This is a genomic window from Prolixibacter bellariivorans ATCC BAA-1284 (assembly GCF_000621705.1).
Taxonomy (GTDB): domain Bacteria; phylum Bacteroidota; class Bacteroidia; order Bacteroidales; family Prolixibacteraceae; genus Prolixibacter; species Prolixibacter bellariivorans.
The window spans coordinates 418,711-435,711 of record NZ_JHXO01000008.1; the positions used below are offsets into that span (position 1 = coordinate 418,711).

Genomic DNA, 17,001 nt, shown 5'->3' on the forward strand with positions numbered 1-17,001 from the left:
ATGGTTATTGAAACATGGGAGATACACACGTTTCTCCGGGATATCCCAATAACCGGTCGGGTAGCATTAAAATGAAATTGGGTGAACCGCTGATAGGCGGTTCATGGTCGGATGGATACTTTTAACTCACTTTTTCATATCTTTATGTTTTTAGCGGGAACTGCAATTCCCGGTGAATAAATTAAAGGTTGGCCCTCCGGTTTTCCGGGGGGCTTTTTATCTATTTCCCTCTTGCGTAGAGACAAAGACCTTGTGCGCTCCGGCCTATACATTTATCCATCAGTGATGAACAAATGCCAACCGGAAAAACCTTCGTCCTAAAAGAAAGGGATATTCGTGACAGTGGATTCCTGCTCGGTTATAAAAGTAGTTGTTGCAAAAACATTTTTTTCATTCCTTCGGGTTTAAAGCTGAAACAGGTTAAATAAGTTGGTTGTTTGAATACGTTTATAGCAGGTAAAAGCAGCAGGGAAGGCTTGGCCATTAACATATTACACTTATTAATACCTGAAATAACCAATTGGTTACCCCTTTTTTCAATTTAATTTGTGACAAAAATTATACAATCGTCATTCTCTATTTCTATCTCCTTATTTCTCTGAATCTTATTGACAACATTCGACCCGGAATGTTTCATAGCATACTTATTTTGCTGACTTTTCAAGGGGAAGTCACTCAACCCAATTATGGAACAGTAATTCCCTGGCACAAGAAAAATGAAGCTTTTTTTACCCTGTATCACTAAAGGGAAAAGCTTCATTTTTCTGTCTTTTCTTATTTGCTCCGGATGCACGATTGAATAAATTAGCCTCCATATTCAATGACTATCCAATCATGGTGTTTCCGATTTTGAACATGGGCAAATACATCGCTACCAGGATAAGCGCTACCAGGCCACCGACAAAAACAATCATCAATGGTTCCAAGAGTGAACTCATCAACTGGGTATAGTGATCGATATCTTCGGAATACTGACTGTGCAACTTCCGGAAAATCACATCCAGATTATTGGTTTCTTCTCCTACCTTAAGCAATGCCACCATCCGTTCATCGAAAAGCGAATACGATGCCAGGGCTTCATTCAGCAACATTCCCTTGTAAATCTGGCCTCTCACCGAAATAAGTATTTCTTCCAGTGGTAAAAAGCCCACCATCTTCCCCACCATATCCAGGGCTGTAATGAGCGGAGTTTTGGCCGAGGTCATCAGCGACATGAACTGGCAAAAGCGTGCCAGGTAGATTTTTAGTAATAATGGGCCAATAACTGGTACATGAATTACCAGAGAGCTGAGGGTTCGAAGCACCTTTTTGTTTTGCCGTACAAAGAAAACGGTGACGCCCATAGCCATTACGATAAGCAGGATAAGCCACCAGTAGCTTCGTAATCCGTTCGAAATATCAATCACCGACTGCGTAAAGGCCGGCAAATCGGAATTAAAACGTTTGAAGGCATCAGCGAACAGGGGGACAATGAAGTTCATCATGAAAATCACTACCACAACAGCCGTAATCAGGATGATGAACGGATAGGAAAGCGCTCCAAATACCTGCTTCTGTAATTTGATTTTCCGCTCGTAATAGTGCCCCAGTTCCTTCACCACTTCCGGCAGCTTCCCGCTCTCCTCCCCAATTTTCACACTATAATATTCATACAGCGAAAACTGTCCGGTTTGTTCCAATGCTTCCGAGAAGGAACTTCCTTTAATGAGCTTATTCTCGATATCGGTAAATATCGCTTTCAATTTGACATTACTCTCCTGGGAGGAAAACAACTCGATGGCGCTCTTCAAATCCAGGCCCGCCTGAAGGAGCAAAAATATCTCGGCATAAAACTCCTCCTTCTTCCGGTCTTTTAGCAATCGCCCCTTTTGTGTGAGATATCGCTTTACCGCGGAAATATCCGGTTCCTTTCGATTACCAACCGATGGTGCACTTTGTTTTCGTCCTGTATTCCCTGAATCGATATTGGAAAGTTTAATCGCCATAACCTCTTGCCTCCCATTGTTTAAACTGCGGATACTCTTTGGTTAGTTGAATGGTATATTGCTCGTTGGTAGTAGGTACCTGAAAGGAAAGGGTGCGCACCAGTCCCTTTGTTCCGGACACTTCGTTGATATTTAATTCACGGCTACTTAGCCGGAACGTATCGGATTGCATATCGTAGCTTCTGACAATGTATTCCGGTTCGAATTGGTAGGTGATCGTGCTGAAAGCCTTTTTTAAGGTTAATTGCTCATCCCACCGAGCCTCATTACATGCTTGCCAGTCGTTTGCGAGTTGGGTTTCCAAAAGCAGCACACTCCTGTCCTCACCGGCATTTAACCTGATTTGCCGGAAAAGCCGGTTGAAATTCATCACAGCCGTAAAACCTATCAGCAACAGAAGACTGGTCAGGGCAATCGCGATAAGCTGCTCCATCAGGGTAAATCCTTTCAGTTTCTTATGAATATACTCTTGCACAACTGAATCTCCATTCTTGAAATTGGTGCTACTCTCCCCCGGCCCCTCTCTACGTGTAGAGAGGGGAGACCGCCCGAAATAAGGGCGGTGGGGTGAGTCCGTTTTATTCTCCGGATGAATTTTAACCATTTTTATACCTTTCATCTCTTTCGAAATAAGCGAGCAGTTAAGAACACCTGTTATTTTAAATGGTTATTCCCCGTTCGTTTTTATCTGTTTCAGTAATTGTCGCTTATACAGTACTTCCTTTTTCTCTTTTTGTATCGCCTGGTAAGTAACGATGTATAGCTTTCTCTTCTCATCGAATGGCGTCAATGTTACTTCGATTACCAAATCGCCATACTCTTCCGATACCGCTTCATAGGTGTTCTGTTCCTGTTGTTTTTCTACCAGGTTGTTAACAGCCAGATATGCCCGGTGCCGGGAGTACAACACGGAACTGTTCATGACCTGATTGAACAGTACGGTTGTCAACCCGACAGCAAGGGAGATAAGAAAAAAGCCGACTACCACTTCAATCATAGTACTTCCCCGGAGTGTATGTAAACGTTTTACTGGCATATGGCTATCTGTTTTAGTTGAAACGGCTGATCGGAAACAGAGAAAGAGCCAAATAAAGCAGGTGTACTGGTATTATCGATGATGCCATCGACAATGATATTCTCGTAAAAGGCCCGGGGCGTGTCGATGATAAACCGGTTGCAGTATAACCGCCCATCGATGCGGCCGGTAAAATGAACATCACCATTCACATATACCGTTCCGGCCAGGTGATCGTCTTCATCCAAAAACAACAAATTGTTCTTGTGCTCTTGGTTTTTGCCGTTCAGCGCTATGCCGCCGATGACAGTACTGTTTTTCCCCAGCGTTATCTTCCCGGGCTTCCGGTTATTCAGACAAACCAGAAAAGAGGGGTAGTTCAGCCGGCAATCCTTCCCGACCGTAATCTCCTTTGTGGCAAAAGCCTGAAAACGCCCTGTCACCTTATCCTCCACCCGAATCACCCGGGCTATCAGGATAGTATTCTTCAATTGGGCACCCGGAGATACAACAAGGGTATCCCTCGCCAGTACAACAGCATTTCCTTCCAACTGAACATTATCCAGGTAAGCAGAACCTCCACAATTTATCACACAAGTCTTATGATGAAACGAAAACTGATGCAGGCCATTTCTTTCAACCTTGCTAAGCGCTATCACACTGTCCTGCTTTGTGAAGTCGCCATTCAGGTATGCAGCCGCAAAATCCTGAAAATGTTCTGAAAGAGCCGGCAGCTGGGTATCACTGGGAGAGACGGTTCCGTCCACCAGCTTTTCCCCTTCAAACGTTCTTCCCCTGATATTTCCGCTCCGTATCCCCAGGTGGGGCAGTTTACAATTACCTACCAACGAACTCTGTCCAACCAGCGACAAATATTTATTCTCATCGGTCAGATACAGTGCGTAGGTTGGTTCATCTTCAGCCGCCAGTAGCTCGGTATATTTCTTTTCCATTCGGTGCCATTGGGTGCGGTAATTCGCTATCCGAAGCATTCCCCAGCAGCGCACACCTATCTCCACAAGTACGCTGTCTTCAAAAAGCGTTAGTTCTTTGGTTTCTCCGGGCTGAACAAGGGAAGGAGCGGCATGCAGCCACTCTGCCGCTGACTCAATTCGATCATTCAATTCCACATTTTTCATGTATTGAACATCCTCTTCATTCCACAATCGTTCCAGAAGGATGAAGAATGAGGAAAGAACACTCAGCAAAAGGAGGACCAGAATGGCAAAATAAAGCGCACCGCCTTTCAACCGATATCGCGGTCTCTTCCTGAATAGCTTATCCTGATATGTAAACACTAAACCAACCATGAAAATCTATTGGATGGTATCCTTTTTTTGTGAGGGATGAAACCATCCATGAAACAAATGCTTTTTCACTATCTTCTCTCCGTTACGGTACCGCTCTACCCGGATGGAGTCGCTGCTGACAAATGTGATTTGTTTCCCATCCAGCTCCCCTTTTTTGTATTGCTCGATACTTGCCGGATGTCCCTGGAAATAAATCCGGCGCTCTCCATCCAGTATTCCCTTCCGATAGGTTGAAGATTCGGTCAACTTACCTGCCTTATTCCACTTCCGCCACAAACCATCTTTCAAGCCATCTTGGTATTTTCCGGAAATCATGAGTTGGTTATCTCCATCAAACTTCCGGTACAAACCGTCCAGCGGGTGCCCAACGACCATTCCTTGTGTATAATGAATTCCGCTCAGGTAATACCCAGCGTACATTTTGGCCGGATCTCCTTTTGCTGCTTTTTTATTTCGCTCAATCAAAATATTCGCTTCCACGGTACCGTTACCCGATACCACACTGATATTTCGGTGAGTGATTTCCGGGATATCGGAAGTTGACCGGCATGATGTGAGCCCAAAAACCAGAAAAAAAATAACCACTAAATTTCTCATTTGACAAATATCTTTTATGATATATCCAGTTAATTACCTATCGTAATAAAATCTGATATTAACTCTACTCTCCCCCGCCCCCCTGATTCCGGGCGGTGGGGTGAGTCGCATCTCTAACACGAATGAATATTGACCATTTTTTGCCTCGTTTCTTACATTAATTTCAGAATGGTAAACATTCGGATATTTCATTATATCTTTTACTTCATTAACTCTCTATTTTTCACGCACCCGGAACCACCTCTTTTTCTCCCGGTTTTCCAGCTGAATAGAATCCTTTACAATCCTGAGAACAGTCAGTTCATGCGCTACATCTCCCTTATGCACCAACAAATCTTTGGTCCCGACACGGAGAAATCCCATGACCTTCGCCTTCAGCTTCTCACTCCTGACCATTCCCCGGTAGGTAATCATGGGCCAGTTAATCGGTTGGGAACGCACATCGCTACGCTGATGACTCGCTTTCGTTTTCACGGTCCCGCCTGAAGCACTTTTCAAAAACGGATCGGGATAATTCAGGGATAGCTTAGGCTTCTCTTCGTTATCGGATACATCGATTTCTTTCGTCACCTGTTTTCTGAAAGAAGAGTTGACCTGTTTCCCATGCAGGTTCGTATAAATACGATAAAATATCAGTCCCCAGATGAGCAGGACCAACGGCAACAAAAGATAGACCAGTTTCTTATTCTTTAACATAGCAGCCAGGTTATTTCATGAGATTAGTTGACCCGAACGATGAGTGTATCGATACTTGCCCGGGCACCTACATTCCCCGCCTTATCGACCGAAAGTACGGTCCAGTAATAGGTAGTCCGATCGGATAAAGTAACTTTCGCCTGTTGATCGAACGACGCCACAGCATCCACCAGCGTCGATAAATTCTTATCGGAATAGACCTTTACCGTATCCTGAGCAATCCCACTACCCGAATCACTGCTGTTCCATGCAAACTGAACCGACGTGGAAGTAACTGTCGAGTTATTCTCCGGCGATGTCAATACCGGAGTATTCGGCGGCGTTTGATCGATCATTAATGATTGAATGGTGTAAGAAGTTTCCGAGGTCTGATTCTGAGCCTGCACGCCCCAAAAGAACGTGCCTTCCGACAATGTTCCTTCGTAGCTGGTCCCATCGACGCTGACTGGCGCTACGACCGTCTCTCCTTCCCAGGAGCCTTTGTATATGGCAATTTGGTAATTATCGGCATTGTACAAGGCATCCCATACAAAAGAAATATCAGCACTGTTGGTAATCTTTCCATCGTGCGGGGATACGAGCTGCACTTTTTGCCGGGTCAAATCATCACTGCTGTAAATCGTTAAATGTGAAGAGGACCATCCGGACTGATACACACTATTCTCTGCTCTGACCCGCCATTCAAATTCTGCCGGAAATAAACTATACGTGTACTTATTATCTGTTACCAGGGTATCGAGCACTAAATTTTCTGCGTTGGCAAATGATGGAGTGACGATCTGTAAGCGGTAGGACGAGGCTCCTTTTACCACATCCCAGTAAAAAGTCTGCGTGAGAATATCGGTTTCTACCTGGTCGGCCGGAGAGACCAGTTCAACCGAACGGTTAGAAATATCGTCCTCGAAAAAGGAATCGCATCCTGCCATTGTCGCAATCAATATGATTCCCAGCATCGTATTCAGAGTTTTATTTGTTTTCATGAGACTCCTCGTTAGATTTTGATTCTAAAAGTTGAATGGATTGTAAAAAGATCGTCCCAAGCAACCGTTTCCGGTTGGTTCTTTTATCGACTTCCAATTGGAACTGTACTGAACGAATCTTAGCCTGATGATCATTGTTTTCCATACTCGAAATCACAGCCAATTGCTTTTTGAATGCTCCCTGGAAATTCACATCGATGGTTTCAATTCGAATATCATCGCCCTCGAAGACATGTTTTTGAGGAATATCTTTCAGAACAATGCCTGATTTGCTGCACAATTCGTTCAGTTCATCCATCACGAGAACCGAGAAATCCTCACTGTTGGCCTCTCCAAACATGTTGTTCAGTCTTTCGAGATGCGCCTTGAGTTCAGGAACCCGTGTGGCCAAGTCCTTTATCTGCACCTGCTGACTCTTCAATGTCCGGTATTCATGCAACAGGGCAAATGTTTTCGCAAATGTCAACCGGTAAGCCAGCCATGCAAAAATGACCAGGCCGATCAGTGCCACGATGAATTTCCGTTTATTGGTCCAGTTGCTCAGCATTGCTTAAAATTTAATTTCCAGTTCAAAATTTCCCGTATGGTGCTTCTCGTCTACCGAATACGACACCAGTTCTACCTCTTTCACCCAGCTTTCACTGCGGATTCTTTTTATCCACCGGCTAATCGCTGTCATGTGTCTCGAGATTCCTTCCACGGCTATTGTTTTTTCCTGGTAAAGAATCGCTTTACCCTCTTTCGGTTTTTGCATCAACGGCTGAAGCTCCATTTGGGTGAGTCGAATCGATCCCGGCAATGTAGACGCCAGCCTGTCGGCATAAAATGAAAACCGGGTAGATACATCGTTGCCAATGTATTTATCGACAAAGAATTGTTTCTTTTTCAGCTTCGATTCCAGTCCGGACAATTCGGTGAGATAGTTTTCATTGTTGGCTACCTGCATCCTTAAGCCGGCATACCGACCGCGCAGATTGTCCCAAACAAAGTAATTTACGGTCAGGAATAACAGCAGCACGCCCAACACAACGATGCCTCCCTTTTTCAGCAGATACCCGTAGGTGTACCCTTCCCGTGGTCTACCCAGTAAAAGGATATCATCCATATCACCAGACAAAAATTGCAGGCAAGCAGCCAAAAGAGCAATTACGCTTGAGGATACTCGCTCTCCTTCTATGGAATATGTAACACGTGATTCATCGCTGTTGGCTGAAAACGAATGAAGCTGTCCATCCTTCAGAAGTAGCTTCCAACGCCCGGTGATGACCTCATCGCCTACATTGGCCAGCAGGGGAATGACTGCTGCCACAGGAAATGGGCCAAATTTCAAATCGACCACATTGACTCCATTGTTTACGCAAAAATCAAGAACTGTCTGCACCAGCTCCGTTCGCATAATAGATACCAACTCTCCTGTCCCATCTGCTTTTGCATACCGACGAACGATAAAATCAGAATCATCTGACTGAAAAGAGCTGCCATTCTCCGAAGCCTGTTCTCCCGGCTCCTCATCCCTGAGCAATATCCCGACACCGTCGAGATGTAATACCACCGGGACATCCGGGTTGAAGTGGCTTTTTATGGCATCCCAATCGTTTTGACTTTCGGTTTGGGAAAGGATTTGAATCTCCTGCTTTGTCCGCTTCAGTTCCACTGCCGAAAACCGCCAGTCATCACGGGTGAGAAACGTAATGCCTAGCCCAATGACTCGTGACGTCCTCTTTAATATATGTTTGTCAAGATTCAACTTCAAAACGTCTTTGTTATTTGATGATCGTCGGTTTAATGAACAGATTCAGCTTCGACTTGGTATTCGATTTTTCCCGGCTCGAAAAGAGCCACCGGATAATCGGAATCCGGGCTAAAAGAGGTAACCCGCTTCGGGTATCCTTCACTTCCTTCTCTTCCAGTCCTCCCAACAAAATCATTTCCTGATCCTTTACCCGGATGAGGGATTCGAATTTGCGCGATACCTTTCCGGGAGGAGCATATTCCGAAATACGACTGGTAAAATCCGATTGCTCCACTTTAATATCCAGTGTTACTTCGTCATTCCCCGCAACAATCGGACGTATGGTGACGGCCAACTCTGCATTCACTGGTTTATAAGTGGTAGCCACCTGCGATTGGGTGTTGATGGAACCATAAATGGTGTTCATCTCTTCCTTGTAGTATTCAGTATTTCCGATACTCATCGTGGCTTTGTGCCCGTTCAGCGTGGATAACTGCGGTGTGGACCGGAGATCGATCACACCATCCTCTTCCAACGCTTTCAGCGTGACATAAAAGTTGGATTTTACCTTTCCCAGGTTCACCCAACCAAAGCCGTTCAAACCGTCTATCAAATTGTTAATCGCTTTCGAACTCAGGGTCATATCAACCGATGGAAAAACAGTTCCCTTGGTCGTGACCGGTTCATCGGATAAACCGGCGGTAATTCCGGTCGCCAGCGCTTTACTATTTTTGTTGTCGATAATCAACACTTCAATCAGGATTACAGGGATCAACTTATCGACCTGGTGAACAAACGTTGCCAGGCGATTAACCTTCTCCTGCGGGCCGGAAAGAATAATGCTGTTGATATCGGGGTACTCCTTTATTTCAACCCCGGTCTTTAGCTGTGTTGGTATAATTTGCACCAATGAATCGACCGTGCGGTACTTTAGCTGAATCATCTTTACATCCTGTAAAGCGTCAATATTCCGTTTCCCCACCCAATAACGACCGTCCACATACTTAAACGTCGCATCAGTGCCTGCAAACAATTCATCAATCAGCGAAGCAAACGAGATGCGATCATAATCGATCGACACGTTATCAGTTAACGGTCCCAATAATTTGTAGGGTTGATGACATACATCGAACAACTTCTCCACCACCTTATCCAATGGAGCGTTTGCCGTATGTATTTTCACTGAATCAATGGTTAACGCCTCAATATCGATGGTTCCGTCACCAATGGAATTTCTACCGGAAGAACGATGTAGTTGCATCTCATTTGCTCTAACCGGTTGTTTAGGTTCCCATACATAAAAACCACCATCCGTTTTGGTCACCGTAAAATTGTTCTCCATTCCCAGCTTGTCCATCGCATCGGTCAGCGGCATATTCTGGATATAGGAACTAATCACTTTTTTGCTGAGCTCGGGTGTCACAACAATGTTATTGCCTGTTTTCCGGGTAATTTCTTTGGCCAGGTCCTGAATGGGAACCTGCTCAATCGACATATTGACATGGTCGGAAAGCGTATCCAACTCTACTTTTAACCTGTCGGAAAGAGGTACCGGTGAATGCTTGTTCTTCCGAATATTGATAATACTGCCTGCTGCCTGAAGATTAATATCATAATTATCGACCAGAAACTGTAAAATATCCCGTACCCTGACGTGAACGAAATTGTTGGTGACCGTAAAATTGAGCGTCGGATCAATATTGATGTTCAATCCCGTTTGGTTGGCAACTCCTCTTAAAAATTCCTGCACCGGGGTAGCATTGACCGTGATATCGATGTTCTCGTTGAGTGCCGGAATTTTATTGGATAGCGAATCCAGTAACTGAATAACCGGTGTGTTCTCTGTTTGTCCAACTGCTGAAACGGGCCTGGTTATCAATATCAAAACCAGACTTATCAGGGGGAACAGTAATAAAAAGCGTTGTCGTAAATTCATATATCGGGATCAGTTCAATGCAGATTCTATCTGCACCAGGTTTAATCTTGTGTTCTTTTCATTTTCTTCTTCTGCAGTTTGCTCAACCGGAAAGAATGGCATACACCTCTTCCAGCGAAGTCGTTCCATCAACCAGTAATTGAAAGGCTTGATCAGACAGGGTCTTCATTTTCTTCCTTTCATAATATTCGGTAGCATTCAATTCATTCCTGCGAATCATCTCGCGCAGGTCATCATCAATCGTAATCACCTCATACACGGCAATACGCCCGTGGTACCCCGTATAAAAACACTCTGGACATCCAACCGCCGTAAAATGGTTTTCCGGCAAAACTTCCGGGCGATAATTCCAACGCACATCGGTTGCGTTAAATGCTTCCTCTTTTTTGCAATGCGGGCAAAGTTTACGCACTAACCGCTGCGCGATACTCAGCTTTACGGTGGACGAAATCAGGTAAGGAGGAATCCCCATATCGATTAACCGGGAAATGGTACCCCAGGCCGAATTCGTGTGTACTGTCGATAAAACCAGGTGGCCGGTCAGTGCCGCCCGGACGGCCATTTGGGCCGTATCGCCGTCGCGAATCTCCCCGACCATGATAATATCCGGGTCCTGTCGCAGGAATGTGCGCAGCGCACTGCCAAACGTTAACCCGATGGCTTCTTTTAACTGAACCTGGTTAATCCCCTCCAGCATATATTCAATCGGGTCCTCGATGGTTAAAATGTTCGTTTCATTGCGGTTCAGCAACTTCAGCGTAGCATACAAAGTTGTGGTTTTACCTGATCCGGTCGGTCCGCTAATCAAAATCAATCCGTTGGGATTTTTTATCCCTTCCAGGTATTTAGCCAATTGTACTTCGCTAAATCCTAACCGGTCGATCTGGATCTGAGTGGCATCACGGTTCAACAAGCGCAATACGACTTTTTCACCGTACAAGGTTGGCAACACCGAAACCCTTAAATCGAACTTGGCTCCTCCCTGCTCGTATATGATACGCCCATCCTGTGGCAGCCGCTTTTCAGAGATATCCAGATGCGATTTGATCTTGATTTTGTTCACGATGGCCGGATATTCGGAGGTGGGTATCACATATCGTTCCACCAACTTACCATCGATACGAAACCGGACCCGGCACCGCTCCTCGTATGGTTCCAGATGAATATCACTGCTCTTGATTTTGGCCGCCTCGTCCAGGATCATCGACAGCAGATCCTTCGATTGGGAATTGAGCCATTCTACATTCTTCCGCTGGTGATTGTTGGGATAGTGCCGGTTCAGTTGCCGGGTAATCCAATCCGATGGCACCGGTTTCAGCGCCACCTCTCTACCCAGCAATACTTCTAACTCGTTTTGCAGTTGCGCAACATCTTTCTCCTCCTCATAAAAGAAATGAAGCTTACCATTGGTGTGTCCCGCCGGAATAATCCGGAGATACCACGCCTGGGCTGTCGACAACAACTGCCGGTGTTCGGTACTTAATTCAAAAACTTCCTGATAATCCATAAATCACCTTTCCAATGTATTGGTCGACCCAATCGCCCTTGGCTCCCGTCCATAGCAGGGAAAATTGGTATATAATCAGCCCGATTGCCAAAAATCCGGCAAACGGAACCGAGGCTTCTCCTGACTTACGTACCTTAGTCACGATTATCCATACAAGCAGCGTTAAAAAACTAGCCAACGAAATAAACACCAGGTAGCCGGCCAGCGTAAAGTTTACCCCGATGATGATAAGCATCACCACATCTGCCGGGCCAAAGCCCGAAAACAGCTCGCCTGTGTTCTTCTTCCCAAATCGTATCCAGGCCCACAAAACAAATACCTGTAGCCCGATAGCCACCAGATTAACCGGACCTTCCCAAAACAATTCCTTTCCTACCAGCAGATAACGTATCCCGGCAGAAAGAAGGAACGCTGCCAACAGGAACAAAACCGGTATTTCCCGGGTACGGAAATCAGATACGGCAATGAGAAGTAAAAAGAGAACCGATAACAACAGTAACCCAACCATCAATCCTTGGTTACCTGTTTCAGATTGTTATCCTGGTCAATCTCCCAAACGTTGAATACGCCATCCCCATCGAAATCGACTACTGCTGTGGCTTTCGCCTTGAAAGTATTGGCTGTTGCCTCGGTAATGGTTATCTGGTAATTGGCATTCCCTCCGTCGGTGACCAGTTTCTCCTGCACAAAATCGAGCTGGTCAATCTCATTCGTGTATTTCGAGTGCAGGTAAAAATAGTTCTTCTCCAGCGTATACAGATGGTTTAACTGCATTTGTGCTTCGGTACTCTTCGCCCTGGATATCAAGGGCATCAGGTTAGGCAGTGCAATCAGCAACAAGATACCGATAATAACCAGGACGACTAATAGTTCCGGCAATGTAAAGCCTTTCAGCTTCTTTGAGGTGATGGAAAATTTCATAAGTCTGTTTTTTTCAGGTTCGATCGTTTCGTATCCTTGTTAGTTTTTACAATCGGCTGAACAATCCTGGTAAATACAGCAAAAACTCGTTTAGCGAATTTAATCCTGAATGAAAGATAAGGTTATCACTTCTCCTTTCATCCCGATATGATGGTCCAGTCAATGGTAGTATTAGATAATTTGTAAGATTGTCTTTGAAGATGACAACTCATACACATATTAATACATAATATGGGAAAATGGTTACCCCCGTTTTTGTTAAAAAATCTCATTACTTGGCCTGTTGTACAACTTGAAATTTCATTTTAAAGAAAAGATGAAAGCATAAGCTACCTCTTATCTTTGACACCCGGGAATACGACTCATACAGGCCCCGAAAGTTGTCAATTGCACCAGTTCTATTCAGCTCCCGGGTGAGATGATCACAGTTCCCCATTCCAAATCCTTACAAGGACCAAACGAAAATCCTTATAAGGATCGGCGACAAATGGTAGTAATCCTTTTCCGAAAAAGGTTATAAGGATCTGACACAAAACCTTAGAAGGTTTTTCCACAGATGGTTACCTTATTCTTTGGAAGATGGTTATAAGGATCCAACACCGGTAGTTGTAACCTTTTGCCAGGACGATCGGGTTGCTGCTTTAAATACCGGCAGGAGACTACGATAGTCTATTCAGTGGTTCTCTCCAAATGAAAAGGAAAAAGATATGGTTCATCTGCAACAGCCGACTCAACTACTTGTTAATACTCAACAAGTAGTAATGGTTACCCGGCGTCAGGTAAAAATATCGCTCTGATTAACCTGTTGTACAACTTAAAATTTCCTTTACAATTTGGCTATTCTATGTATAATGAATCGTCCTTAAAAGTATAAAAGAAGCCCGGATATAGCCGGACTTCTTTTTTCTTACTCTTTTGAATATGCTTCAATCTTGTCTAAATAAAGCCATTTTCCTTTTATCTTGAAAAATAGAACGTCTTCTTCTTTCACCAGAGACATGCTAATTACTCCATCTTTTTTGTCAAGTAACAACCTCACTGTATCTTTAAAACCGAAGTTATAGTTGCAATTTATTACTTCAATATCATACATCTTTAACATTATCCTAACAGTATTGAACTTTTGTGCGAGCCACTTCTTCGGTGGCGTTGTAGGAAAATTCCTCACATCAAAAGCGACTGTGACACTATCATTAATACTATCAACAGCATAGCTTGCAACATTTATATGATCCAAATCCAGCACTTCCTTCTTAAAGATTGCCTTTATTGGTTCTGGATTGACTAAAATCCATATCAACTCATTATTTATATCTTCCATAACTATTTATTTTTCCATTCATAATGCGTTCGTGCCCCAGAAACTTTACCCGTGCGAGTATTACTTTCTGGTCGGACATTGTAATGAGGTCCAACATTACCAATTGTATGACCAGCAGAATGATCTTGTATTACAACTTTGTTTCCATCAGTTGTCGTATGTGTATACTCAGTGGTCATTACTGGCTTGCCATCACCTCCAAGAACGGTCTTGCCTTTACTTCTCAAAGGTTCTTTTGCTACATTTTCTGGTTGTTGAGATCTTGGAATTTTCACATCCCTTTTTAATTGTCCTAAGGCTCCCCCTTTAGTTTCAAATTTACCGACCTTCTCTCCAACAGGCGCTTTTCCTTCTCCTACAATAATAACAGCGCCCACTGCAGCTTCCACGGTCGCGTTAACCTTATCCATTGTTGTGGCATTGGGATTCTTGTAGGTAACAATAGCATCATCAATGCCGCCAAGCGGCGAAAAATTGTTGAGAAAATCTGCACTGATGTCTTTTATGAATGCCTTTGCAGGATTGTAGTTTCTAAGACTTGGCGAAGCATTTTGTATATATCCGGTATAATCATCTCCCCACATTCCATCCGGATCAATAAATCTAATGGGATTATCAAAACCGTATACATACGGGCTCCAACGCCTTGACAACTCTAATTTCGGATCCACAACAAACCACCGCCCAATTTCCGGCTCATACATCCTGGCCCCGTAATCGTACCATCCCAGCGTTCCGTTACCAATGGCATCGTCCTGGAGTTCCTTGCCGTTGTAGAGGTACTTGTTGTCGGAAGATCCGGCAATTTTAAAGGCCAACCCAAACGGGTAATAATCCGTCTGCTGGGTTACCGTACCCGAGCTGTTCACCTCCAGGCGGGTATTGCCCAAATGGTCCTTCAGGTCGTACAGGTACACGGGCGATGTAGAAGGCGTAGTCACCATCCCCTCTTCGTGCAGGATATATTTCAAAGAACTTCCTTCGTACACAAAGTTGCCCGCATAGTAATGCGCAATTGTGTCACCATTAATATTCAGCTTACATACCTTGGTACCACTAAAGGTATAAAGGTAGTCAATTTTCGTTGTCCCTGCGTACATGTGCCGCGGGAGGTTCAGGTAGTTATACTTGATACCCGATATTCCCTTATTCGAATCGCTGGTCAGGTTACCGTTCTCATCGTACGTGTATTCCACCGTATGAGGTGTGGCTCCCTCGATGTAGCCGATATGCCGGTCTCCGGCATCGTTTACCGCTCTCAGCTGGTTCCCGTCATAGGCATAGGACAGATCATCAATGGTTCCCGTACCCTTCAGCTGCCGGGTCAGGCCCATGATGTTTCCGTTCCGGTCATAACCCGTAATGGCTACGTTGTTGGCCCCGGCATTGGTCGCAAAACTGCTGCCTTCGCCATAGTCGGCGGTCAATAGCCGGTTCAAAGCATCATAGGTAAAGCCGTAGCCCTGTTTCCCGGTAGGCGACAATGCCCCGTCGTTGTACGGAGTATTCCAGACCATAGCCGAGATGTTCCCGTTGTACTGCGGGTCGGCTGTCAACCCCGAAGGAGTGGTATTGTAGTACAGCGCCAGGTTAAACTTCTCAGTGCTGTTACTTCCCGGGGCCACACTCGGATCGTTAATCTGACTCAGCCAACCCCGGATATTGTATGCATACTTCAGCTCCTGGGCTCCTGCACCGGGTGCACCGTTCAGCGTTTTCCGCTTCAGCTGTCCCAGCTCATTGTACTCCATTGAGGAGAGAATGACCGGCGCGTTGTTGTTCAACGCGTACTGAATCTGCGTCATCCGTCCTGCATGATCATAGCTGTAAGCCTCCCGGATCGAGTCGGTATTTCCCTGGAAGGACTGTACCGTCTTGCTCAGCAGCACATCTCCGACAAAATCGTACTTCGAACTACTCACTTCGTAGTTACCACTGCTTTGCGGGTACAGGTCTTTCAGTGTTTCAATCACCCGGTAACGGTCATCGTAATACGTTGTGCTAGCCAGCCAGACACCGTCTGTCGTCAGTTCGTTCCCGTCCAGCACCTTTTCCCGCACACCGGTTACCTGTCCTTTTACGTTATCGAAATAACGACTGTCGCCCGACGCATCACTGTAACCGCTGATATTTGTGCTGCCGTCAAAAGCCTTACAACCCGGGTAATCATAGTCATCATAGTAGATCACTTTCAACAGCTTCTTCTCCTTTGCTGTATAGCGGTCGGCAAAGCTTTGCGTAAGCGTATAGCCAATTCCCGTACTCGTCCGACTCTCGTAATATACCCCGTTGTAGGAGTCCAGGTAAGCCTGCTGGTCGGCCCGGGTTTTCGAGGAAGTTTTGATACCGATCATGACCGGGCGGTTCAATGCATCGTACTTGGTAAATTCCCACTCCGAATTGGCCCGCATATCACCGTCCTGTATGGCAATCAGACGGTCACGCTTATCGTACAACATGTACACCGGCTCAGCTCCCGGCAACTTTTTCTCGAACATTCGTCTTCGGCCGTCGTACTTGTAGGTGTAACACAACGAATCCATCTCGGTAGCATTGATACTATTATTGCCGTCAGCAAACGCCTTGGGCGGGAATACATAGCGCAGCAGCCCAAAATCGTCGTACACATAGTAGGTATTTAGCTCATCCACCTGGGTCGTGCTGCCGCTTTCCAGTGCGTAACTCCGCTTCAAAATCACCCGTCCCAGTATATCCTTAAACTCTTCAGTAGTATGCAGCTTGTTCAGCGCAGCCGAGCCCTGGTCGGTCCAGTTCTCATCTTTGGTTACCGTCTTGTACAGGGTTCCCGCATCATACCATGAAGGAGTTCCCGTAGCCAGGGAATCAGTAACCGGGTCAACCCGGTACAGGGCTACCTCGTTTGCCGCATTCGACAGGTATTCGGCTTTCACCGTATGCCCACCAGCAAGCTGCCAGGCCTGCCCCGGGGCTCCCTGTTCCATTACCCGGTTCAGGGGAGAGTTGTCAAATACAGTTTCAG

The 17,001-nt window shown here is 45.3% G+C and carries 15 protein-coding genes; all 15 read right to left on the reverse strand.

All coding sequences use genetic code 11. The features are described from left to right. Positions 1–824: 824 nt before the first annotated feature. Positions 825–1,985 (reverse strand): type II secretion system F family protein, encoded by a 1,161-nt coding sequence (locus T426_RS23540; protein ID WP_025866177.1) that lies wholly within the window; start codon positions 1,983–1,985, stop codon positions 825–827. Continuing rightward, positions 1,975–2,589 carry a pilus assembly FimT family protein gene (locus T426_RS0111775; RefSeq protein ID WP_169737685.1) on the reverse strand — a complete coding sequence of 205 codons (615 nt, stop codon included), beginning with the start codon at positions 2,587–2,589 and terminating at the stop codon, positions 1,975–1,977. Before T426_RS0111775 ends, T426_RS23540 begins: the two co-directional genes overlap by 11 nt. 63 nt (positions 2,590–2,652) lie before the next feature. Next, positions 2,653–3,021 carry a type IV pilus modification PilV family protein gene (locus T426_RS0111780; protein ID WP_027585745.1) on the reverse strand — a complete coding sequence of 123 codons (369 nt, stop codon included), beginning with the start codon at positions 3,019–3,021 and terminating at the stop codon, positions 2,653–2,655. Further along, positions 3,012–4,310 carry a hypothetical protein gene (locus T426_RS0111785; protein ID WP_025866173.1) on the reverse strand — a complete coding sequence of 433 codons (1,299 nt, stop codon included), beginning with the start codon at positions 4,308–4,310 and terminating at the stop codon, positions 3,012–3,014. The genes T426_RS0111780 and T426_RS0111785 overlap by 10 nt, the downstream gene beginning before the upstream one ends. Before the next feature lie 6 nt (positions 4,311–4,316). Further along, the gene (locus tag T426_RS0111790; RefSeq protein ID WP_025866171.1) at positions 4,317–4,907 is read right to left on the reverse strand and encodes a toxin-antitoxin system YwqK family antitoxin; all 591 of its coding nucleotides are present in this window, start codon (positions 4,905–4,907) and stop codon (positions 4,317–4,319) included. Positions 4,908–5,123: 216 nt separating this feature from the next. Then, positions 5,124–5,603, reverse strand: a complete 480-nt coding sequence (locus T426_RS0111795) for a hypothetical protein (protein ID WP_025866170.1) — start codon at positions 5,601–5,603, stop codon at positions 5,124–5,126. 23 nt (positions 5,604–5,626) lie between these two features. Next, entirely contained in the window at positions 5,627–6,583 is a 957-nt protein-coding gene (locus tag T426_RS0111800; RefSeq protein ID WP_025866169.1) for a hypothetical protein, read from the reverse strand. Next, entirely contained in the window at positions 6,570–7,130 is a 561-nt protein-coding gene (locus T426_RS0111805) for a hypothetical protein (protein ID WP_025866168.1), read from the reverse strand. Before T426_RS0111805 ends, T426_RS0111800 begins: the two co-directional genes overlap by 14 nt. Positions 7,131–7,133: 3 nt before the next feature. Continuing rightward, a complete protein-coding gene (locus T426_RS0111810; protein ID WP_027585746.1) occupies positions 7,134–8,336 on the reverse strand; it encodes a hypothetical protein in 1,203 nt (400 codons plus the stop codon). 10 nt (positions 8,337–8,346) lie between these two features. Beyond that, the gene (locus T426_RS0111815; RefSeq protein ID WP_027585747.1) at positions 8,347–10,251 is read right to left on the reverse strand and encodes a type II secretion system protein GspD; all 1,905 of its coding nucleotides are present in this window, start codon (positions 10,249–10,251) and stop codon (positions 8,347–8,349) included. Between the two features lie 82 nt (positions 10,252–10,333). Next, the gene (locus T426_RS0111820; RefSeq protein WP_025866164.1) at positions 10,334–11,758 is read right to left on the reverse strand and encodes a GspE/PulE family protein; all 1,425 of its coding nucleotides are present in this window, start codon (positions 11,756–11,758) and stop codon (positions 10,334–10,336) included. Beyond that, complete coding sequence (locus T426_RS0111825; RefSeq protein ID WP_027585748.1) at positions 11,736–12,266, reverse strand: prepilin peptidase; 531 nt, start codon at positions 12,264–12,266, stop codon at positions 11,736–11,738. Before T426_RS0111825 ends, T426_RS0111820 begins: the two co-directional genes overlap by 23 nt. Next, positions 12,266–12,679, reverse strand: coding sequence for a type IV pilin protein (locus T426_RS0111830; protein WP_025866162.1), 414 nt, complete (start codon positions 12,677–12,679; stop codon positions 12,266–12,268). The genes T426_RS0111825 and T426_RS0111830 overlap by 1 nt, the downstream gene beginning before the upstream one ends. A 907-nt stretch (positions 12,680–13,586) precedes the next feature. Continuing rightward, on the reverse strand, positions 13,587–14,000 hold the full coding sequence (locus T426_RS0111835; protein ID WP_025866161.1) for an Imm50 family immunity protein: 414 nt from the start codon (positions 13,998–14,000) through the stop codon (positions 13,587–13,589). Between the two features lie 2 nt (positions 14,001–14,002). Further along, positions 14,003–17,001, reverse strand: a 2,999-nt coding sequence (locus tag T426_RS0111840; protein WP_027585749.1) for an HNH/endonuclease VII fold putative polymorphic toxin, incomplete at its 5' end; no start/stop codon positions are given.